The organism is Mesorhizobium sp. P2_A12 (assembly GCF_056405075.1).
On sequence record NZ_JBFUCU010000003.1, the window covers coordinates 329,292 to 349,913 of the forward strand.

The 20,622-nt window shown below is 63.4% G+C and carries 18 protein-coding genes; 13 read left to right on the top strand and 5 right to left on the bottom strand.

Annotated elements, in window-relative coordinates; all coding sequences use genetic code 11:
* Positions 1 to 231: 231 nt before the first annotated feature.
* The 4 genes from AC1DZU_RS09180 (at position 232) to AC1DZU_RS09195 (ending at position 5,820) form a co-directional block, all read left to right on the top strand.
* A complete protein-coding gene (locus AC1DZU_RS09180; protein ID WP_477283830.1) occupies positions 232 to 1,896 on the top strand; it encodes an ABC transporter substrate-binding protein in 1,665 nt (554 codons plus the stop codon).
* 72 nt (positions 1,897 to 1,968) lie between these two features.
* The gene (locus AC1DZU_RS09185; RefSeq protein ID WP_477284206.1) at positions 1,969 to 2,922 is read left to right on the top strand and encodes an ABC transporter permease; all 954 of its coding nucleotides are present in this window, start codon (positions 1,969 to 1,971) and stop codon (positions 2,920 to 2,922) included.
* Complete coding sequence (locus AC1DZU_RS09190; RefSeq protein WP_477283832.1) at positions 2,919 to 3,797, top strand: ABC transporter permease; 879 nt, start codon at positions 2,919 to 2,921, stop codon at positions 3,795 to 3,797. Before AC1DZU_RS09185 ends, AC1DZU_RS09190 begins: the two co-directional genes overlap by 4 nt.
* Positions 3,790 to 5,820: a dipeptide ABC transporter ATP-binding protein gene (locus tag AC1DZU_RS09195; protein ID WP_477283834.1), complete on the top strand. Its 2,031-nt coding sequence runs from the start codon at positions 3,790 to 3,792 to the stop codon at positions 5,818 to 5,820. The genes AC1DZU_RS09190 and AC1DZU_RS09195 overlap by 8 nt, the downstream gene beginning before the upstream one ends.
* Positions 5,821 to 5,850: 30 nt before the next feature.
* Here AC1DZU_RS09195 and AC1DZU_RS09200 read toward each other — a convergent pair whose 3' ends face one another.
* Complete coding sequence (locus tag AC1DZU_RS09200; protein ID WP_477283836.1) at positions 5,851 to 6,750, bottom strand: LysR family transcriptional regulator; 900 nt, start codon at positions 6,748 to 6,750, stop codon at positions 5,851 to 5,853.
* A gap of 113 nt (positions 6,751 to 6,863) precedes the next feature.
* On the opposite strand from AC1DZU_RS09200, the gene AC1DZU_RS09205 reads away from it, so the two are divergent.
* From AC1DZU_RS09205 to AC1DZU_RS09240, 8 genes are all read left to right on the top strand, one after another.
* The gene (locus tag AC1DZU_RS09205; protein WP_477283838.1) at positions 6,864 to 8,519 is read left to right on the top strand and encodes an ABC transporter substrate-binding protein; all 1,656 of its coding nucleotides are present in this window, start codon (positions 6,864 to 6,866) and stop codon (positions 8,517 to 8,519) included.
* 2 nt (positions 8,520 to 8,521) lie between these two features.
* On the top strand, positions 8,522 to 9,400 hold the full coding sequence (locus tag AC1DZU_RS09210) for a DUF427 domain-containing protein (protein WP_477283840.1): 879 nt from the start codon (positions 8,522 to 8,524) through the stop codon (positions 9,398 to 9,400).
* Between the two features lie 67 nt (positions 9,401 to 9,467).
* Complete coding sequence (locus AC1DZU_RS09215) at positions 9,468 to 10,232, top strand: SDR family oxidoreductase (protein WP_477283842.1); 765 nt, start codon at positions 9,468 to 9,470, stop codon at positions 10,230 to 10,232.
* Positions 10,233 to 10,476: 244 nt separating this feature from the next.
* On the top strand, positions 10,477 to 10,638 hold the full coding sequence (locus AC1DZU_RS09220; RefSeq protein WP_477283844.1) for a hypothetical protein: 162 nt from the start codon (positions 10,477 to 10,479) through the stop codon (positions 10,636 to 10,638).
* A gap of 26 nt (positions 10,639 to 10,664) precedes the next feature.
* Positions 10,665 to 11,639 (top strand): ABC transporter substrate-binding protein, encoded by a 975-nt coding sequence (locus AC1DZU_RS09225; protein WP_477283846.1) that lies wholly within the window; start codon positions 10,665 to 10,667, stop codon positions 11,637 to 11,639.
* Positions 11,640 to 11,716: 77 nt separating this feature from the next.
* The gene (locus tag AC1DZU_RS09230) at positions 11,717 to 12,796 is read left to right on the top strand and encodes a quaternary amine ABC transporter ATP-binding protein (protein ID WP_477283848.1); all 1,080 of its coding nucleotides are present in this window, start codon (positions 11,717 to 11,719) and stop codon (positions 12,794 to 12,796) included.
* Complete coding sequence (locus tag AC1DZU_RS09235) at positions 12,793 to 14,775, top strand: ABC transporter permease (protein ID WP_477283850.1); 1,983 nt, start codon at positions 12,793 to 12,795, stop codon at positions 14,773 to 14,775. The genes AC1DZU_RS09230 and AC1DZU_RS09235 overlap by 4 nt, the downstream gene beginning before the upstream one ends.
* Positions 14,776 to 14,791: 16 nt before the next feature.
* Positions 14,792 to 15,598: a hypothetical protein gene (locus AC1DZU_RS09240; RefSeq protein WP_477283852.1), complete on the top strand. Its 807-nt coding sequence runs from the start codon at positions 14,792 to 14,794 to the stop codon at positions 15,596 to 15,598.
* Positions 15,599 to 15,613: 15 nt separating this feature from the next.
* Here the strand turns inward: AC1DZU_RS09240 and AC1DZU_RS09245 are convergent, their stop codons facing one another.
* On the bottom strand, positions 15,614 to 16,972 hold the full coding sequence (locus AC1DZU_RS09245; RefSeq protein WP_477225953.1) for an NAD(P)-binding domain-containing protein: 1,359 nt from the start codon (positions 16,970 to 16,972) through the stop codon (positions 15,614 to 15,616).
* 313 nt (positions 16,973 to 17,285) lie between these two features.
* On the opposite strand from AC1DZU_RS09245, the gene AC1DZU_RS09250 reads away from it, so the two are divergent.
* On the top strand, positions 17,286 to 18,011 hold the full coding sequence (locus tag AC1DZU_RS09250) for a helix-turn-helix domain-containing protein (protein ID WP_477283855.1): 726 nt from the start codon (positions 17,286 to 17,288) through the stop codon (positions 18,009 to 18,011).
* On the opposite strand, the gene AC1DZU_RS09255 is transcribed toward AC1DZU_RS09250, so the two are convergent.
* From AC1DZU_RS09255 to AC1DZU_RS09265, 3 genes are read right to left on the bottom strand one after another with little or no spacing between them, the layout of a single operon-like run.
* On the bottom strand, positions 18,008 to 19,048 hold the full coding sequence (locus AC1DZU_RS09255) for a heme-dependent oxidative N-demethylase family protein (protein ID WP_477283857.1): 1,041 nt from the start codon (positions 19,046 to 19,048) through the stop codon (positions 18,008 to 18,010). The genes AC1DZU_RS09250 and AC1DZU_RS09255 overlap by 4 nt on opposite strands.
* 9 nt (positions 19,049 to 19,057) lie before the next feature.
* Positions 19,058 to 20,023: a PDR/VanB family oxidoreductase gene (locus AC1DZU_RS09260; RefSeq protein ID WP_477283859.1), complete on the bottom strand. Its 966-nt coding sequence runs from the start codon at positions 20,021 to 20,023 to the stop codon at positions 19,058 to 19,060.
* Positions 20,020 to 20,616, bottom strand: coding sequence for a dimethylamine monooxygenase subunit DmmA family protein (locus AC1DZU_RS09265; RefSeq protein WP_477283861.1), 597 nt, complete (start codon positions 20,614 to 20,616; stop codon positions 20,020 to 20,022). The genes AC1DZU_RS09260 and AC1DZU_RS09265 overlap by 4 nt, the downstream gene beginning before the upstream one ends.
* Positions 20,617 to 20,622 lie beyond the last annotated feature (6 nt).

Below are 20,622 nucleotides of genomic sequence, written 5' to 3' on the forward strand. Positions count from 1 at the left end.
GGGCAAGCGACCAAGAAACGAGAAGCCAACCACCGCGACTTCGGTCGGGAAGGTTGGACAAAGACGGGTGAAAGCAGTGCAGCCAGCAATCCGGCATCCACGCCAAGGACTGGATGGACCGGACAAAATCGCATGCTACAGTCCCGGTCACGGGCTATTCTGGCGGCCGCAAAATGGAGCTATCCGCAAAAATTCGTCAACCATAAGAACATAGGGGAAAGGGTAAAAACCATGAGCAAGAATTATCACATTCTCGACCTGATCCGGCGCAACCGTTCGCCGCTTGAAAATCACCTGATCGATGGCCTCGTCGATGGCAGGGTCAGCCGCCGCGACTTCATCCGTCACGGCAGCCTGCTCGGCCTGTCGCTGCCGCTGCTTGGCCGCATCGGCGCAGCCGCCGGCCTCGGCGGCATGCCGTCGCTGGCGCGCGCCCAGGGCGCGCCCGGCGCCACCATCCGCATCGCCAGCAGCGTGCCGGCGGCGACGATCGACCCGGTTACCATCGCCGACGCCGGCGGCCTGCTGATCATGCAGCAGGTCGCCGAGTTCCTCTGCATCGACGGACCCGACCTCGTGCTGCAGCCGGCGCTGGCCGAAAGCTGGAAGCCGAACGACAACGGCACGGTGTGGACGTTCAAGCTGCGCAAGGGCGTCAAATTCCACAGCGGCGGCGAGATGAAGGCCGACGACGTCGTGGCCAGCATCGACCGCCTTGCCGACCCGGCAAACTCGTCCAACGCGCTGTCGGTGTTCAACGGCATCCTGCAGAAGGGCGCCAGCAAGAAGGTCGACGACTACACGGTGGAGTTCCACCTCGACGCGCCGAATGGCAACTTCCCCTACATGCTGTCGTCCGACAACTACAACGCCGTCATCATCCCGGCGAGCTACAAGGGCGACTACGAGAAGAGCTTCGACGGCACCGGGCCGTTCAAGATCGAGAAGTACACGGCAAAGGTCGGCGCCTCCTTCGTCCGCAACGAAGACTATTGGGGCACCAAGGCATTGCCGGAGCGCACCGAGTTCACCTTCTTTACCGACACGCAGCCGCAAATCCTGGCACTGCAGGGCGGACAGGTCGACATCATCAACCAGTTGCCGGTGCTGTCCGGTGTCGCGCTGCTGAACGATCCGAATGTCGACATCATCAGCCTGAAGTCGGTCGCTCACCAGCAACTGCATATGCGCTGCGATTCCGACCCGTTCAAGGACCCGCGCGTGCGCCGCGCCATCGCACTCAGCCTCGACCGTGAGAAGCTGGTTGCCGGCCTGATGAAAGGTCGGGCTTCGCCAGGCAATGACAGCCCGTTCGCCCCGGCCTACCCGTCGACCGATACGAGCGTGCCGCAGCGCAAGCAGGATATCGCGCAGGCCAAGCAGCTGATGGAAGCGGCAGGCGCCGGCAAGGGCTTCAAGGTGACGCTGACCACCGAGCGTTATCTGGAAATCCCCGAATACGCCCAGCTTATCCAGAACTGGGTCAAGGAGATCGGCATCGAGCTGGAGCTCAATATCCTCGACCAGGGCGGCTACTACGGAGATGCGGTGTTCGGCAAGTCGAACTGGCTGGATTCGGTGATGGGCATCACCGACTATGGCCATCGCGGGGTGCCGAATGTCTATCTTGCAGCTCCGCTGAAGGGCGACGGCACCTGGAACGCCGCGCATTTCAAGAACAAGGACTACGACACGCTGGCGACCAGCTACATCGCCGCACTCGACCTTGAGGCGCAGAAGGCGACGGCAGGCAAGATCCAGAACCTGCTGCTCGAAGAAACGCCCGTGATCTTCGGCTATTTCTACGACTATCTGACAGCGACGGCGAAAGGCGTGGCCGGCGTGCAGCCGACTGCAATGTCGCAGCTGTTTCTCGACAAGGCATCGAAGGCCTGAACGGAAAGGGAAAGCCAATCCTGTAACAGCCAGCTCCCCCACGGGGGGCTGGCTCCACAAGGAGTCTTAGCCATTCTCTCCTTCCTTGCCCGGCGTGTCTCGCTGTCGCTGGTGACGCTGTTCCTGCTCAGCATCATGGTGTTCCTGGGCGGCCAGGTGCTGCCCGGCAATGTCGGCCGTGCCATATTGGGCCCGTTCGCCGACCAGCGTGCCGTCGACGCGCTCAATCACACGCTCGGTGTCGATCGCCCGCTGCTGGTGCAGTACTGGGGCTGGATCACGAATTTCGTCCAGGGCGACATGGGCACCTCCTACATCTTCCGCTCGCCGGTCGCGCCCTTCGTTATCGATGCGCTCGGCAATTCGATGAAGCTGGCGGCGGTCGCCTTCGTGCTGGTGGTGCCGATCGGCATCCTCGGCGGCGTCGTTGCCGCGCTCAACCTCAACCGGCCGCTCGACCGCATCATCAGCCTTGGCGGTCTGTCGGTGACGGTGCTGCCGGAGTTCGTCACCGGCATCATCCTGATCCTGATTTTCGGCGTCTGGCTGCGCTGGCTGCCGATATCGGCCGCCTGGCCGCGCAATGCCGGCTTCTTCACCCAGCTCTATTACCTGATCCTGCCTTCGCTGCCGCTGTTCCTGGTGCTGTTCGGCTACATCGCCCGCATGGCGCGTTCCGGCATGATCGAGGCGCTCGATTCCGACTACACACGAACAGCCGTGCTCAAGGGCCTGCCATGGCGCACGGTGATCTGGCGGCATGTACTGCGCAACGCCCTGCTGCCGACCATCACCGTCATCGCGACGCAGACCGGCTATCTGATCGGCGGCCTCGTCGTGATCGAGACGCTGTTCCGCTACCAGGGCATCGGCTCGCTGATCTTCACCGCGGCGCGCGGCAAGGATTTCCCGATGCTGGAATCGGGAATTCTCACCATCGGCATCGTCTATGCCGTGGCGACGCTCGTCGCTGACTTCCTCTATTCCGTGCTCAATCCGCGCATCAGGCTGGGGTCAGATCAATGAGCGCTGTCCAGACCACCTCCCCCACACCCGACGACACGCGCAGGCGCGGCCCGCTGGCGGAGGTGCTGTTGTCGCTGCTGCGCTCCGGCACCTTCCTGACCGGTTTCGCCATCGTGATGTTCTGGGTTGCCTGCGCGCTGTTCGGCGAGCACTTCGCGCCTTACGACCCGCTTGCCGACGACATCATCAATGCGCTCGCGCCGCCTTCGGCCGAACATTGGTTCGGCACCGACCAGATCGGCCGCGACGTCTTCTCGCGCGTCATCGTCGGCTCGCGTGACATCCTGACCGTCGCCCCGCTGGCAACCTTGCTGGCGACCGTGGCCGGCACGGCGCTGGGCCTGCTCACCGGCTATTTTCGCGGCCTCGTCGACGACGTCGTCAGCCGCATCCTCGAAGCCTTCATGGCGATCCCGGTGGTCATCGTCGCGCTTTTGGCCATCGTTGCGCTCGGCACATCCAAGACGACGGTCATCGTCGTCATCGGGCTGAGCTTCGCGCCGATCATCGCGCGCACGGTGCGCTCGGCGGTGCTTGCCGAGCGCGAACTCGACTATGTCGCCGCCGCACAGCTTCGGCACGAAAGTGCTGCGCATACGATGTTCGTCGAGATCCTGCCCAACGTCATCCCACCGATCCTGGTCGAGACCACCGTACGGCTCGGCTATGCCATTTTCGCGGTCGCCACGCTCTCCTTCATGGGCTTCGGCATCCAGCCGCCCTCGCCCGACTGGGGGCTGTCGATCTCCAACAATTACGGCATGATCGGCGGCGGTTTCTGGTGGACGGTGCTGTTCGACGCACTGGCCATCGCCTCGCTGGTGATTGGCGTCAACCTGGCGGCAGACGGCGTTCACGGAGCGCTCAATGACTAAATCCGCGAAAGCAGAAAACGCGCTCGAACTCAGAGACCTGTCGGTCGCTTACCGCGTCGCCGGCCGCAACCGCGCGGTGCTGCGCAACCTCAGCCTCAACATAGGCCAGGGCGAAGCCTACGGGCTGGTCGGCGAGTCCGGGTGCGGCAAATCCACGGTGGCGCTCACCGTCGTGCGCTATCTGCCGCGAAACGGTTCGATCACCGGCGGCGCGATCTCGCTCGACGGCCAGGACGTCATGAAGCTGGATGCTGAGGCGCTCAGGCGGGCGCGGGCCGAAAGCGTCTCCATGGTCTACCAGGATCCCGGCAAGGCGCTGAACCCGTCGATCCGCGTCGGCCGCCAGCTGACCGAGATTTTTGAACTGGGCGGCATAACAGGCAAGGCGGCCGAGGATCGCGCGGTTGCCATGCTCAACCGCGTGCGCATCTCCGATCCGACAAGCGTCATGCAGCGCTACCCGCACCAGCTTTCCGGCGGCATGCAGCAGCGCGTGGCGATTGCCATGGCACTGGCCAACGATCCGTCGATGCTGATCCTCGACGAGCCGACGACCGGCCTCGATGCGACGGTGGAAGCCGAAGTGCTCGACCTGATCGCGCAGCTCAGGCAGGAACTGTCGGCCTCGATCCTGTTCATCAGCCACAACCTCGCGGTCGTCTCCAACATGTGCGACCGGGTCGGTGTGCTCTATGCCGGCATGCTGGTGGAGGAAGGGGCGACCGAGGTCGTATTCAACGATCCGCGCCATCCCTATACAGTGGCGCTGCTGCGCTGCCTGCCGCGCGGCGGCCAGCGCAAGGACCAGGGTCGGCTCGACACCATTCCGGGCTTCCTGCCCGGCATTGGCGCCGACATCAAGGGCTGTGCGTTCGCCGACCGTTGCGCGCTGGCCGACGACCGCTGCCGTAGCGAATTGCCGCCGCTCTACGATCTGGGCGGCCGGCTGTCGCGCTGCTTCTATCACGAGAAGGCGCAGGCGCTGCCGCGCGCAACCCCGAGCGATGTCGCGCCCACGCCAAAGGCGGCAGCCGTGCCGGTGCTGCGCGTCGCCGGGCTGAACAAGACCTATTCCAGCCATGGCCACGCGCTGCGCGCCGTGAAGGACGTTTCGCTCGATTTGCGCCCGGGCGAAACGCTTGGGCTGGTCGGCGAGTCCGGCAGCGGCAAGACGACCTTCGCCAGGCTGCTGCTCGGCCTGGTGCCGCCGGATGACGGCGGCACTATCGTGCTCGAAGGCAAGGCGCTGGCGCCGCGGCTGGAAAACCGCAGCGACGACCAGATCAAGGCGATGCAGATCGTCTTCCAGAATCCGGACTCGGCACTCAACCGCTCGCATTCGATCCGGCACCTGATCGGCCGCGCGCTGAAGCGGCTTGCGGGCCTGAGCGGCAAAGCGCTCGAGGCTCGCCTCAACGACCTCGTCCGTTCAGTCCGGTTGACCGACCGGCATCTTGCCGTCAAGCCACGCCAGCTCTCCGGCGGCCTGAAGCAGCGCGTCGCCATTGCGCGCGCCTTCGCCGGCGAGCCGCGCATCGTGGTGTGCGACGAGCCGACCTCGGCGCTCGACGTGTCGGTGCAGGCGGCGATCCTCAACCTTCTCGCCGACCTGCAGTCGAAGGAAGACGTCAGCTACATCTTCATCTCGCATGACCTTGCCGTGGTCCGTTACCTCTCGGACAAGATCGCCGTGCTGTATCTCGGCCGGATCATGGAACTCGGACCGTCGGAAGACGTCTTTTCTGGACCGCATCATCCCTATACCGAAGCGCTGCTGTCGGCCGTGCCCAAGCTCGATCAGACCGAGACGGCGCGCATCCGCCTCGACGGCGAAATCCCCAGCGCCACCAACCCGCCGTCGGGCTGCGTGTTCCACACACGCTGCCCGCGCAAGATCGGTGCGATCTGTGAGCAGCAGGAACCGCCGCTCAGCGAAGCGCAGCCTGGCCACTCGATCCGCTGCCATATCCCCTACGAGGAACTGGCACGGCTGCAGAAGGAAGTGATGACCGAGCCGGCATAGCGGGGATCACCATGCATACGGCCTGCCCCGTCACATCTGGCCGGTCATGCTGAAAGACCGGTCGCCTTCCGCAAAGCCCTGATCGCTGGTGTCTCTGGCCAGCATGCGCAGCCCGGTGAGCGCGACATCCAGGACATCCGACGAGACGGGATTGCTCGGATAGGCAAGGTAAATCGGGCGCTGGAACACCGGCGCGTTGTCGATGCGGCGCATTTCGCCGCGCTCGATATGCGTGCTGACGGCACTGAGCGGCAGATAGGCCGCCGCCTGCCGAGACAGCACATGCTGCAATCCGATGAAGACAAGGCCAGCCGAGATGGCCGGCTTGACCATGCCGGCAAAGGCGCGGTCGTGCTCAATGCGGAATTCCAGCCCCCAGTCCATGAGGATGTAGTTTTCGGTCCACGGCTTCGTCTGCGCTGCATGCTGAACAAGCACGACCTGGTCGATCGCCAACGTTTCGTAGACGATGCCGGGATGCGGGCGGGGCAGATAGAGGATGCAGATGTCGAGCAGGCCTTCCGCCAGCTGGTCGATCGCCAGATCCGGGAAACTGCCCTCGAGGCGCAGCGCCACGTTCGGCCGCCTGGCGCGCATCCACTCGACCCATGGCGAGGTGATGCGGTCCCACAGATAGGCGGGGGCGGTCAGCCGCAGCAGCGTCTCGTAGCCATCGGGAACGGCGATGTCCTGCCGCGATTGCTCCCAGGTGCGGGTGATGGAAGAGGCATGCGGCAGGAACTGGCGGCCGGCCGGCGTCAGCGTCACGCCATCGCGGTCGCGCACGAAAAGCCGGCGCCCCAACTGCTCCTCCAGTCCCCGGATCCGCGCGCTGACGGTGGACTGGGCGAGGTTGAGCCGGCTGGCCGCGACGGTGAAGCTGCCATGGGCGGCAACTTCGAGAAAGCTGCGCAGATTTTCAGTGTCCATGCCTTACCCCCAGCATCGAAAATTTCGATGGCCCCTATCAAAAAATATCGCTTTGCGGCGGCAGTCAACAATGAACTAGATGGCAAACCCCAAGCCAAGCGAGGAATGCAGCCATGCCAAAGCATTTCAGGATGATCGACGCCGCTCGCCGCAATCTCACAGCAATCGAAAATTCCGCTGTCGATGAATTGCTCGCCGGCACGATGGGCCGGCGCGATTTCCTGCGCCATGGCAGCGTGCTTGGCCTCTCCCTGCCATTCCTCGGCGGACTGGTTGGCGCGGCCGGCCTCGGCACGCAGCACGCCCGCGCCGAGGGCAAGCCGGGCGGCACCGTGCGCGCCGGCGTCGCCACGCCTGGCGGCGCCATCGACCCCGTCACCTACTATGACAGCGGCAGCTACCAGCTGGTTTTCCAGACCGCCGAGTTTCTCTGCATCACCCAGGCGGACCTCACATTGAAGCCAGTGCTGGCGGAAAGCTGGGCGCCGAACGAGGATGGCAGCGTCTGGACCTTCAAGCTGCGCAAGGGCGTGAAATTCCACAATGGCGAAGACTTCAAAGCCGACGACGTCGTTGCGACCTTCGACCGTCTGGCCGACCCCAGCGGCGCATCGAACGCGCTGTCGGTGTTCAAGGGCCTGCTGTCGAAGGGCGGCACAAGGAAGGTCGACGACCACACCGTCGCCTTCCATCTCGATGCGCCGAACGGCAGCTTTCCCTATTCGGTGTCGATCGACAATTACAACGCCGTCATCCTGCCGGCGAGCTACAAGGGCGACTACGAAAAGACCTTCGAGGGCACCGGGCCATTCCGGCTGGAGACCTACACGCCGAAGGTCGGCGCGACCTTCGTCCGCAACCCCGATTATTGGGGCGAGAAAGCATTGCCCGACCGTCTCGAATTCAAGTTCTACGGCGACGTGCAGCCGCGCATCCTGGCGCTGCAGGCCGGCGAGGTCGACATCCTCGACGCGGTTCCGCTCGATGTCAGCCAGGTCGTGCTCAACAGCCCCGACATCACCGTGCTGCGCGTCGCATCGACCGCGCATCGCCAGTTGCACATGCGCTGCGACACCGGCCCCTTCACCGACAAGCGTGTGCGCCAGGCGCTGGCATTGTGTATCGACCGCTCCAAGCTGGTCGATGGCCTGTGCCGTGGCATGGCAGCGACCGGCAATGACAGCCCGTTCGCGCCGGCCTTCCCCGCGACCGACAAGACAGTGCCGCAACGCGTCCAGGATATCGCCAAGGCCAAGCAGCTGCTCGAAGCGGCCGGCGTGGCGAGCGGCTTCGACATCACACTGACGACGCTGCGCTATTCCGACATTCCCGGCTACGCGCAGCTGTTCCAGAACTTCGCCAAGGAAATCGGCGCCCGCATCGCGCTCAACATCGAGGACCAGGACAAGTACTACGGCAAGGCGGTGTTCGGCCAGTCGGACTGGCTGGACAGCCCGCTCGGCATCACCGACTACGCGCATCGCAGCGTGCCCAACGTCTTCCTCAAAAGCCCGCTGGTCAGCGACGGCCCCTGGAACGCGGCGCATTTCAAGAACCCGGCCTATGACGGCATGGTCACCAGCTATCTGAAGGCGCTCGATATCGGTGCACAGCGCAGCGCCGCCTCCGACATCCAAAAACTGCTGCTCGACGAGACGCCGGTCATTTTCAGCTATTTCCCCGACCTGCTGGTGCCGGTGCGCAAGAATGTCAGCGGCTTGCCGCCGATCGCCGCCGGGCTGCTGCTCGATCGCGTATCCATAGGCTGATCATGAACGTGATCGCCAAGACCAAGAACCGGGAGAGTACCATTCGCAAGCGTCATCTGCGCGGCCGCGGGCCGCATTTTCCGCTGCTCGACAGCATCACCCAATATGATTTTGAGCCGGGTTATGTCGCCTTCACCATGCCGACACAGAAGCGGCTGCGGGTGCAGGTTGGGTCGATGACGGTCGCCGACACCGTCAACGCGCTGGTGCTCTATGAGTCCGACCATCTGCCGGTCTATTATTTCCCGATGAGCGACGTGCGTGAAGAATTTCTCTTGCCGAGCACGACGACGACCGAGAGCCCGTTCAAGGGCGTGGCGACCCATTATTCGCTCAACACCGGCGTGACGCTGGTCGAGGACGCGGCCTGGCGCTACGCCGATCCGGTGAAAGGCAGCCCGCCACTCGCCGACTATATGTCGTTCTACTGGAGCAAGATGGGCCACTGGTTCGAGGAGGACGAGGAGATCTTCGTCCACGCCCGCGATCCGTTCCGCCGCGTCGACTGCCTGCCGTCGTCGCGGCGCGTGCAGGTCATCCTCGATGGTGAGCAGGTCGCCGATTCACGCCGCGGCGTGTTCCTGTTCGAGACCGGTCATCCGGTGCGCCACTATCTGCCGATCGCCGATACGCGGCTCGATATGTTCGCGCCCAGCCGCTACATCTCGCGCTGCCCCTACAAGGGCATCTCCAACTACTATCACGTGACGACCAAGGCCAAGCGCCACGAGAACCTCGTCTGGTACTATCCCGAGCCGGTGCACGAGGCGGAACGCATCAAGGGGCTGGTCTGCTTCCACCACGAACTGGTCGACAAGATCCTGGTCGACGGCGTCGAAATCCCGAAGGAAGCGACAGCCGCATCGGACGGCTATTTCTGAGCCATGCAGGGCGCTTGATCGAAACACGGCTCAGCGCGTACCCTCTCCGAGGCAGGGAGGGCTATCGATGGATATTTTCAAGCTGGACGGCGATGTCGCGCTGGTCACCGGCGCCGGCAGCGGCATCGGCCAGGCAATCGCGATCGGACTGGCCGAGGCAGGCGCCGACGTCGCCTGTTTCGGCCATGCCTCGAAAGGCGGACTGGACGAAACCGCCCACCGGATCACGGCGCTCGGCCGCAAGGCGCTGGTGCTGACCGGCACGGTGACATCGCAGAGCGATCTCGCGACGGCCATCGATCGCCTCGAGAGCGAACTCGGTGCGCTGACCGTCGCCGTCAACAATGCCGGCATCGCCGGTTCGGAACCGGCCGAGACTCTGTCGCTGGAAACATGGCAGAAGGTGCACGAGGTCAATGTCGCCGGCGTGTTCCTGTCCTGCCAGGCCGAAGCCCGCAAGATGCTGGCGCGGCGCAAGGGCTCGATCATCAACATCGCCTCGATGTCGGGCACCATCGTCAACCGAGGCCTGACGCAGGCGCACTACAACTCCTCGAAAGCCGCCGTCATCCACATGTCGAAGAGTCTCGCCATGGAGTGGGCCGACCGTGGGCTGCGCGTCAATGTCGTCAGCCCGGGCTATACGCTGACGCCGATGAACAAGCGGCCGGAGGTGGCTGAAGAGATCAAGATCTTCAAGCGCGACACGCCGATGGGACGCATGGCGGCGCCGGAGGAAATGGTTGGACCGACGGTGTTCCTCGCCAGCCGCGCGTCGAGCTTCGTCACCGGCCTCGACCTGATTGTCGATGGCGGCTACGTCTGCTGGTAGGATCTGCCATCCGGCGGCCCGCCTTTGCCTGCGGTTTGAAATATTGCAACGCACGGGCGTTAGTCGTTGCGCGACATGAACGTTGGTATATATAATTTCATCCTATGAAACGGTCCTGGCGAGATGGGGCTTGCCGGGCCGACAGCCGAGATCATGGGACCTTGATGGCTCGCACCTTGCAGGGCGCCGCAAGACTGGCAATTGATCCGCAGGTGATCGCTTACGCAGCGATCCGTCGGCAGCCATGACGCTGACCCTCCATTCCTATTCGACCATCACCAGAATTGAGCACCATCTTGCCTGCCTTGGCCAAAGCCAGGGCGACAATTCGGCGCCGACGGCCTTGCGCAACGACCAGCCTTTCCAACACAATAAAGAAAAGCCGCAAGAAGGGAACGAACGATAATTTTCACAGCTTGAAGGAGAACAAGCATGTCATTTCGCAGCCAGATCTCGAAACTGTCGATGGGCGCCGTCGCGCTCGCGACCCTAAGCCTGCTGACACCTTCCGCCCAAGCCGCAGCACCTGAATCCAACGAGCCGATCAAGATCGCGCTGTTCGACTGGACCAGCGTCAACCTGAACGCCAAGATCCTTGGCGGCATCCTGGAAAAGCTCGGCTATACCGTCGAATACCCGACCGCGGACTACCTCTCCAGCCTGACCACCGGCCTCACCAATGGCGACCTCGATGTCGGCCTGGAGTTCTGGGACACGACCGCCGGCGAAGCCATGAAAGCCTCCGACGCGACCGGCCAGACCGAACGGCTCGGCAAGCTCGGGCCAAAGGCCAAGGAAGAGTGGTGGTTTCCCGAATACATGAAGGAAAAGTGCCCGGGCCTGCCCAATTGGGAAGCGCTGAAGGACCCGAAATGCGCCGAAGCATTTTCGACGGCGGAGACCGCACCGAAGGGTCGCTATCTCGGCGGCCCGGTGACCTGGGAAGGCTTTGACGACGAGCGTGTCGAGGCGCTGAAACTGCCCTTCACCGTCATCCATGCCGGCACCGACGCGGCGATGTTCGCCGAGCTGGACTCGGCCTACCAGCGCAAGGCGCCGATCATGCTGTGGATCTATTCGCCGCATTGGGCGCCGGCCAAATACAAGGGTGAATGGGTGCAATTCCCCGAATACACGCCCGAATGCTACAATGACCCGAAATGGGGCGTGAACCCGGACGCCAAATATGACTGCGGCAAGCCGCATGGCGAGATCTGGAAATACTCATGGTCTGGCATGAAGGACAAGTGGCCGGTCGCCTACAAGGTGGCGAAGGCCTACACGATCGACACCGATGAGCTCAACAAGATGAGCGGCGAGATCGACCTCGGCGGCAAGACGCAGGAAGACGTCGCCGCCGCCTGGATCGCTGCCCACGAGGCAGACTGGAAAGCCTGGGCGCAGTGATCGTTCCGACTGGAAAAATGAGACCCGACTGCTGATCAGCCGGGTCTCGATTCCTGATGTTCCAGAAGGACGATTGGATGACGGATAGGACTGAACAGGCACGGACACAGCCGGGCAAGGATGCCCGCCCGATAAAGCTTGCCTGCCGCAATGTCTGGAAATTGTTCGGATCGAACGCGGCCAATTTCATCCGCGAGCGCGATGGCAAGGCCAGCATGGCCGACGTCACTGCCGCCGGGCTGGTTGGGGCCGTGCGCGCCGTCGACCTTGAAATCCGCCAGGGCGAGATTTTTATCATCATGGGCCTGTCGGGGTCCGGCAAGTCGACGCTGGTGCGCTGCATGTCGCGGCTGGTCGAGCCGACGCACGGCAAGGTCGAATTCGAAGGCAACGACCTGCTGAAAATCTCGGATGCGGCACTGATCGAATTGCGGCGCCACCGGATGGGCATGGTGTTCCAGAATTTTGCGCTCTTGCCACATCTCAACGTGCTGGAAAACATCGCCTTCCCGCTCAGCATCCAAGGGCAGGACCGGGCCACACGCGAAGCGCGAGCGCGCGAGGTCATCGAACTTGTCGGCCTGCGCGGCCGCGAGCACTTCTACCCGCGCGAGCTTTCCGGCGGCCAGCAGCAGCGTGTCGGCATCGCCCGCAGCCTGGCGACCAAACCGGAAATCTGGTTTCTCGACGAGCCGTTCTCGGCGCTCGACCCATTGATCCGCCGCGAGATGCAGGACGAGTTGATGCGGCTGCAGACCATGCTGCACAAGACCATCGTCTTCATCACCCATGATTTCGACGAAGCGATCCGGCTGGCCGACCGCATCGCCATCATGAAGGACGGCGAGGTCATCCAGATCGGCACGCCGGAAGAATTGGTGGTCAACCCGGCGACCGACTATGTCGCCGAATTCACCCGCGACGTCGACCGCGCCAAGGTGATCTCGGCGCGCAGCCTGATGCGCGCCTGCGACGGCGCCGAGCATGGCGGCACCGTTGCGCCGGATGCCAAGATCGCGAGCTTTTCGGCCAGCATCGTCTCGGCCGGCAAGCCGTTCGCGGTGGTCAACGGCACCGGCAAGCCGATCGGCGAGGTCACGCCGCAAGCGGTTATCGACCTGCTGGCCGGCATCGATCGTTCGAGGGCCGGCGCATGACGGTGACGGCTGGTGCCAGCGAGGCAAGGGCGCGTCCGGTTCAGGTCTGGCTGATCGTCTGGGCCTCGGCGCTTGCCACCGTGCTTGTCGTGTTCCTGCTGGAGGACAGCCTGCCCTGGGCCGTCAACTATCCGGCCAGCGCGATCGTCCCGGTCGCCGACTGGGTCAGCGCGTTGATGGGCTGGATCAAGTCGAACCTGTCGTGGCTGACGCGCTCGATCACCGCGGTGCTCGGCGTGCCGCTCGACTTCGCGCTCAACCTGCTGGCCAAGAATTTCAAAATCGGTCACGGCGCCGACGCTTATGTCTTGCCACGCTTGTCCTGGGTCGGCGTCTGCGCCGCCGCCTTCCTTGCCGGACATGCCGCCGGGGGCCGGAAACTCGGTATGCTGGTCGGCGGCTGTTTCCTCTACATCGCGCTGTTCGGTCAGTGGACCAGCGCCATGCTGACGCTGGCTCTGATCTCCATCGCCGTGCCGTTCTGCATCGTCACCGGCCTGTTCGCGGGCATCTGGGCGTGGCGCAAGCCATGGGCGGAAAGGCTCATCGTCTCCCCTGCCCTTGACCTGATGCAGACGATCCCGACCTTCGCCTATCTCATCCCGATGCTGCTCCTGTTCGGCAACAGCCCGGTTTCGGCGATGATCGCGACCGCCATCTTCGCCACACCGCCGATGGTGCGGGCGACGATGCTTGGCCTGTCGCGGGTGCCCTCCGAGATCGACGATTTCAGCGAGATGGCCGGCTGCACGGCGCGGCAGAAACTGTGGCGGGTGCTTTTGCCCTCGGCGCGGCCGACGCTGATGATCGGCGTCAACCAGGTGATCATGCTGGCGCTGAACATGGTGATTATCGCTTCGATGATCGGCGCCGGCGGCCTTGGCTACGATGTGCTTCTGGCGCTGCGCGCGCTGAAGGTCGGCGAGGCGATGGAAGCCGGTCTCGCCATCGTCGCACTGGCGATCGCACTCGACCGGCTGAGCCAGGCGATCGCGCACAAGCAGGCAAAGGGCCATGTCCACCGGGAAGTGAGCCCGAGCTTCTGGCGGCGCTACCCGAATCTGACGCTGGCGATCGCCATCCTTGTCGTCACCACGCTGCTTGGCCTGTTCGTGCCGGCCTTCGCGGCAGTGCCTAAAGCGATCACCTTCACCACCGCACCACTGTGGAAGGCAGCAGTGAACTGGATCACCATCAACTTCTTCGACACGATCGAAGCGTTTCGCGTGGCGCTGATCCTCAACGTGCTAAACCCGCTGCGCGCCTTCTGCGAAGGTTTTCCGTGGCTGGGCGCGGTGTTCCTGCTCGGCCTTGCCGGGTATCAGCTCTCCGGCCTGCGGCTCGCAGCCCTGGTTGCCGCACTCACCGCCTTCTGCGCTATCACCGGGCTGTGGGAAAAGACCATGGCGACCGTCTATCTCTGCGGCATCTCGGCCTTTATCGCTTGCCTGATCGGCATCCCCATCGGCCTGATGGCCTCACGCAGCGACCGTTTCGAAAGAATCGTCGCACCGATCATCGACACGCTGCAGGTGCTGCCGTCCTTCTGCTTCATCATCCCCGTGGTGATGCTGTTTCGGGTCGGCGACGTCACGGCCATGATCGCCACCGTCGCCTTCGCCGTGGTGCCGGCCATCCGCTACACCAATCACGGCATCCGCCAGGTGCCGCCGGCGCTGATTGAGGCGGCGAAGGTTTCGGGCTGCACCCCGCGCCAGACCTTCTTTCGCGTGCAGCTGCCGCTGGCGCTGCCCGAAATCATGCTGGGCGTCAATCAGACGATCCTGATGGCGCTGGCGATGATCATCATCTGCGCCATGGTCGGCACCCGCGACCTCGGCCAGGAAGTGTTCATCGCGCTGTCCAAGGCAGATTCCGGCCGCGGCATCGTCGCCGGCCTTGCCATCGCCTTCATAGGCATCGTCGCCGACCGGCTGTTCAACGCCTGGACGGCGAAGGCACGGGCAAGGCTGGGTTAGTCCAATTTGGTGCCGAATGTCTGAGCCAGGCGAACCGCCCTTTACCGTCCTCGTTTTCGACATGGCCAGAAACGGCGAGCCGGACGGCGAACTACTCGTTTCGGGCTTCGGCACGCTGGAGGCGGCGACGGCCTATGCCATCGCGCGGGTTCGCGCCTCGTTGGAGGAACTGCGCAAGCCCGGCATCACTGCCGCTGAGTTGCGCCAACTCTGGCACCTCTACGGCGAAGACTGCTCGGTGTTGGACAATCCGGTGCGCGGCAGCGACCTTCTCGACGCGTTCATCGCAACGCCGGCGACGCCTGCCGAAAGCGACTGGCAGGCGCTGGCGCCAAGGCTGCGCCGCTTCCGCGCCACTCTGCTGATCTCCAACGTCAACGACGAGTCGGTCTGGGCCGGAGGGTTTTTCCGCGAGCCATACCGGCTGTCGGGGCAAGGCCTGCTCGACCGGTTCCGTGACGACGCTATCGCCGCCTTCAATCGCAAGGGCATCATGCCGGCGGTGCCGACCAAAATCCTTGTCGCCAATCATTTCGAGCTTCCCGACCCGCCGCACCCACCGCCCGGCGATATCAGGCCGCTGCGATGCTGGAAGGTCGAGATTGAATTCGTCTGCCACGATGTGAAATTCGGCGCCAACGCCGACGGCATCTTCGCATGGCCTGAAGAGCCGAGCGGACCTGCCCTCGCCGCCATGACATTCCTGCTGATGGCCGACACGCTGGCAGTGCGCGGCGATGGCCCCGACTTTGCCAACAACAGCGACGTGCTGTCGGTCAAGGTGACGGAGACCGACGCTCCGCCCGACTATCCGCTCGATTGAAGCCGGCGCGCCTCGCTACTCCGCCGCGACGCCTTTCACCTCGAGATAGCTCTCCATCGAATCGTCCAGTGCCTGCAGCCAGGGCGTATGGTGCAGTGGCGCCATGGTGCCGGTCATCAGTGAGCGATAGGCGTGGTCACGGAAGCTCATGATGTCTTCCCCCTTGTGGTGCTCCCACTCCATGAAGGTCTTGTTGACAGCCTCGACGTCGAAGCCGGGATAATCGGTCTGGTCCATCAATTCCTTGGTGTAGTCGCCCTGGAACCAGATCATCTGTTCGGCGTCTTCCAGCGTTTCCTCGCGTGCCCGCCACTTGGCGCCATGCGCGGCCATCGCTTCGGCCGACGGCAATTTGATGCGGCCCATGATGACGTCGCGCGCGAACCAGGCCTGCGCGTCGAACATGTTGAAGGTGTAGAACTGATCCTGCATGCCGATGAAGGACAGCTTCGGGTTCTTCTCCCAGACGACGCCTTCATAGAGCCCGTCCGGCCACATGCGGTTGGCGGTCTTGAGCTTCAGATCCTCGGTGAGGAAGGGGAAGGAATGGAGATAGCCGGTGCACAGGATGATGGCATCGACATCCTTGGTGCTGCCGTCCTTGAAATGCGCGGTCTTGCCGACGACTTTCTGGAGCAGCGGCACCTCTTTCCAGTTCTCCGGCCATTTGAAACCCATCGGCTTCGAGCGGTAGCTGGAGGTAATCGATTTGGCGCCGTATTTATAGCACTGCGAACCAATGTCCTCGGCCGAATAGGAGCGGCCGATGATCAGAATGTCCTTGCCCTTGAATTCCATCGCATCGCGGAAATCATGGCTGTGCAGGATGCGGCCGTTGAAGGTCGAAAACCCTTCGAAATAGGGCACGTTGGGCACCGAGAAGTGCCCGGAGGCGACGACGACATTGTCGAACTCTTCCGAATAGGTGATGTCGTTGGTGCGGTCATGCGCGGTGACGGTGAATTTCTTCGTCGTCTCGGAGAAGGTCACCATGCGCACCGGGCTGTTGAAGCGCACCCATTTGCGCACGCCTGATTTTTCGACGCGGCCCTTGATGTAATCCCACAAAACGGCGCGCGGCGGATAGGAGCCGATCGGCCGGCCGAAATGCTCCTCGAAGGTGTAATCGGCGAATTCCAGGCATTCCTTCGGTCCGTTCGACCAGAGGTAGCGGTACATCGAGCCGTGCACGGGATCGCCGTGCTCGTCGAGGCCGGTGCGCCAGGTGTAGTTCCACAGGCCGCCCCAGTCGGACTGCTTTTCGAAGCAGACGATCTCGGGAATGTCGGCGCCCTTGTCGGCGGCCGACTTGAAGGCCCTGAGCTGTGCCAGGCCGGACGGCCCGGCTCCGATGACGGCAACGCGACTTTTCATTGCAGGCCTCCCGATCTGATTTCGACTTTTTGTTTGACGCAATCCCGGACGGAAACCGTTTCACACTTTTCCTGGAATTGCTCTTACGAAACAAATTTCACTCACAGGACAGTAATTGGCCCGTTCGTGCTGTCAACAGTTCCTGTGGCGAAACAGCGTTTCGGCTGTGAGGATTTCGCGCAAAACCTCGCGCGACCAAACACGGGATCGGGTGCATGCGCCTTCAGGCGACTTGCCGTCGCGGTTGCGCTCATGTATCGGCACCTGACATGTTCACCTAGAGTGAAATAAATCCGCAGAGTCCGAGGGCGACATGGCAAACAAGATTTCCGATCCCAAGCCTGGTGCCGGCCCTACCGGCGCGAAGGCCAAGCCTCTGCCCAAGGTTTCGTCGGACGGCAAGACCATCCGGGCGCCGCTGACGCAGAACCCGCACGCCATTCGCGACACCCGCGAAAAAGTGCTGGAGGTCGCGATCGGCCGCGAGGTGCGGGCATTCCGCAAGAAGCTCGGCATCACCGTCGCCGATCTGGCGGTCGCCACCGACATTTCGCTGGGCATGCTGTCGAAGATCGAGAACGGCATCACCTCGCCGTCGCTGACCACCTTGCAGGCGTTGTCGCGGGCGCTCGGCGTTCCGGTCACCGCCTTCTTCCGCCGCTTCGAGGAGGAGCGCAGCGCCGTCTTCGTCAAGGCCGGCGAAGGGCTCGACGTCGAGCGTCGCGGCACGCGCGCCGGTCACCAGTACAATCTGCTCGGCCATATCGGCTCCAACACCAGCGGCGTCGTCGTCGAACCCTATTTGATCACCCTGACCGAGGATTCGGATGTGTTCCCGACCTTCCAGCATGAGGGCATGGAGTTTCTCTATATGCTCGAAGGCGAGGTCGTTTACCGGCACGGCAGCAACCTGTATCCGATGAAGCCCGGCGACAGCCTGTTCTTCGATGCCGATGCGCCGCACGGTCCCGAACAACTGACACGGCTGCCGATGCGCTATCTCTCGATCATCTGCTATCCGCAGAACAGCGCGGGTTAGTCCGGACCAAATCCCGGCGATGTCGGGCTGCCATCGTCCAGCTTCGAGAGCCACTCGACCAGCGTCGGGCGATAGCGCGTCAGGCCCTTGTAGTTGGCGAGTTCGTCCGGAAGGTCGCGGATGACGCGGTGCAGGCGGCGTGCCCATTTCGGCTGCGTCACCAGTTCGTCCATCTTGATCAGGTAGCAGCGAATCGGAAAGACGATGCCGTTCGAGCGCGGCAGCCGCCAGAAACTCTGCAACTCGACGCGCAGGTGCACCTTTTCGCCGACATTCTCCGGGGTCACCGTGGTCCGGTCCGGGCCCCATTTGTGATAGTTTTCCGGGCTGGTATCGAGGCGCGGATTGATGGTCATCGTCCAATTCAGCCGCCGCGCCGGCTTGCCTTGCTGGATGTTGGTGAGGAATTTCAGCGCGCGGGTGAAAATCCCCTTTTCATGCGCCAGCGGCACCGGCGCGTGCCACTCGAAGAAGTTCATGCCGATGTCGAAATCGAGCGACCAGTCGGCCTGGGTGGTGACCATGCCGGCATCCATCCACAGATTGCCGTCGCGCTGGTCGAGGATGCAGAAATCGCCCTGGCTCTGCCGGGTGATGTACTCCATCGGCCCGTATGGGAGCGTCGAGGTGTCGCCGAAAGTGAAGGTGTCGTCGATGCCGAGCGGCCGGTTGATCCAGCGCCAGCGATCGCCGTCGCGGATCAGCGTGAAATGCTCGGGATAGCCCAGCGCCTGCTGCTCCATCAGGAGCTCCAGCAGGTCCCAGCCGGCCAGCGTCATGTGCGGCAGCGACTGGCAGCGCAGCGGATCCTCGGCCAGCACAAGCGCGCGGTCCTGCATCTCGGCGACATAGTGCTCGTCGACGTCGATCAGGTTTTCCAGCACGCTGCCCTTGGGCCCCACGACATGCGGCTCGATGTTGACCGCATACATGTAGGCGTCTTCGTGGAACGGGAACGGGAACCGCCGGATGTGCTCCGGGCTGTTCCTGAAGGTGAAATCGTCGCGGAACGTTTCCTTGCGAAAGGTGATTCCCAAGCTCGCCTCCTATCTTTCCAGCACCAGCGACCGGCCCTCGAAGCGCGACACGCACGGCATGATCTTGCAGCCCGAGCGGTGGTCTTCCTCGCTCAGCCAGTGGTCGTTGTGGATGAACTTGCCGTCATACGAGATGACATTGGTTTCGCACTGGCCGCAGACGCCGCCACGGCAGAGATAGGGCGGATCGACGCCGGCCGCCTCGATCGCTTCGAGCAGGCTCTGCTGTTCGTCGACCCTGATCGTCTTGCCAGTTACGGCAAGCGTCACGTCGAACGGCAGGCCGGGCTGGGGCGCCGCGAAATGCTCGAAATGCACGGTTTCGGACGGCCAGCCCAGGATAGCGGCGCGCTCACGCACCCAGTTGATCATGCCGGCCGGACCGCAGACATAGAGATGCGTGCCGAGCGGCTGCGACGACAACAGCCGGTCGAGTTCTATGCGCTCGTCAAGGTCGTCGTGATAGAGCCTGACCCGGCGATCGTAGCGCTCGCGCAGCAGATCGGCGTAGGTGCCGAGCGAGGCGGTGCGGCAGGTGCAGTGCAGTTCGAAATTGCCGCCTTCCGCCGCCAGCTGCGCCGTCTGCGCCATGAACGGCGTGATGCCGATGCCGCCCGCCAGCATCAGGTGCTTTTTGGCGCGCAGGTCGAGCGAGAACAGATTGACCGGATAGCTGACCACCATCTCGTGGCCCGGCCTGACATTCCTGTGCATGAACAGCGAGCCGCCGCGGCCGACATCGTCGCGGCGCACGCTGATCGTATATTCGCGCGTGTCGAGCGGCGAGCCCATCAGCGAGTAGGGATTGAGCCTGGTGCGCTCGCCATCGCGCATCTCGACCACGACATGGGCGCCCCCGGAAAAGGTCGGCAAGAGCTGGCCGTCGCGGCGGCGGAAATGGAAGCGGGTGACGAGGTCATTGACCGGGACCACATCGCTGACCACGACATCGAGTTTTGTCGTTCCCGTGCTCATCGAAAAATCTCCTCCATCGGAGGAATCTCGCTGCGATCCTCGGCGTTGATGCAAACACCCTGGAACGCCGCGATGCGCCTGGAATAATGGTCGCGCACCAGGAGCAGCAAGCCACAATGCGCGCAGGTCGCCGGCTGCGTGGTGACGTTTTCGGTGATGCCCTTGCAGTGCACGCACTGCATGCGCCGGGCCAGCGAACCGCGATGCTCGGTCTGGATCGAGGTGTGATCGATGCCGGCTTCAAGGGCGGCCTGCATCGCCTGGCCGATCAGGCCTTCGGTGCCGGACAGATAGAGGCGCAGGCCCATATGCGCATTGGCCAGCGTCTGCCTCAGCCGCGGCAGCAGGCTGGCAAAGGACGGCGCCTCATGAAACTGCGCCGGCTTCAGCGCTTCGAGCACGGCTGCGTGTTTGCCGTCAGGGCCGGGGATGAAGACGATTTCGGCGCCGTCGAAAAACCCTGGCGGGGTCCGCTCGGCCATCTCCACTATCGCCAGCGCGCCCTCCGCATCCGCAACGAAAAGATGGTGCTTGCCGGGCTGTGGAGACAGCGTTCCGTAAACGGGCCGGCTGATGATGCTTTTGGCTGCCATTTATGT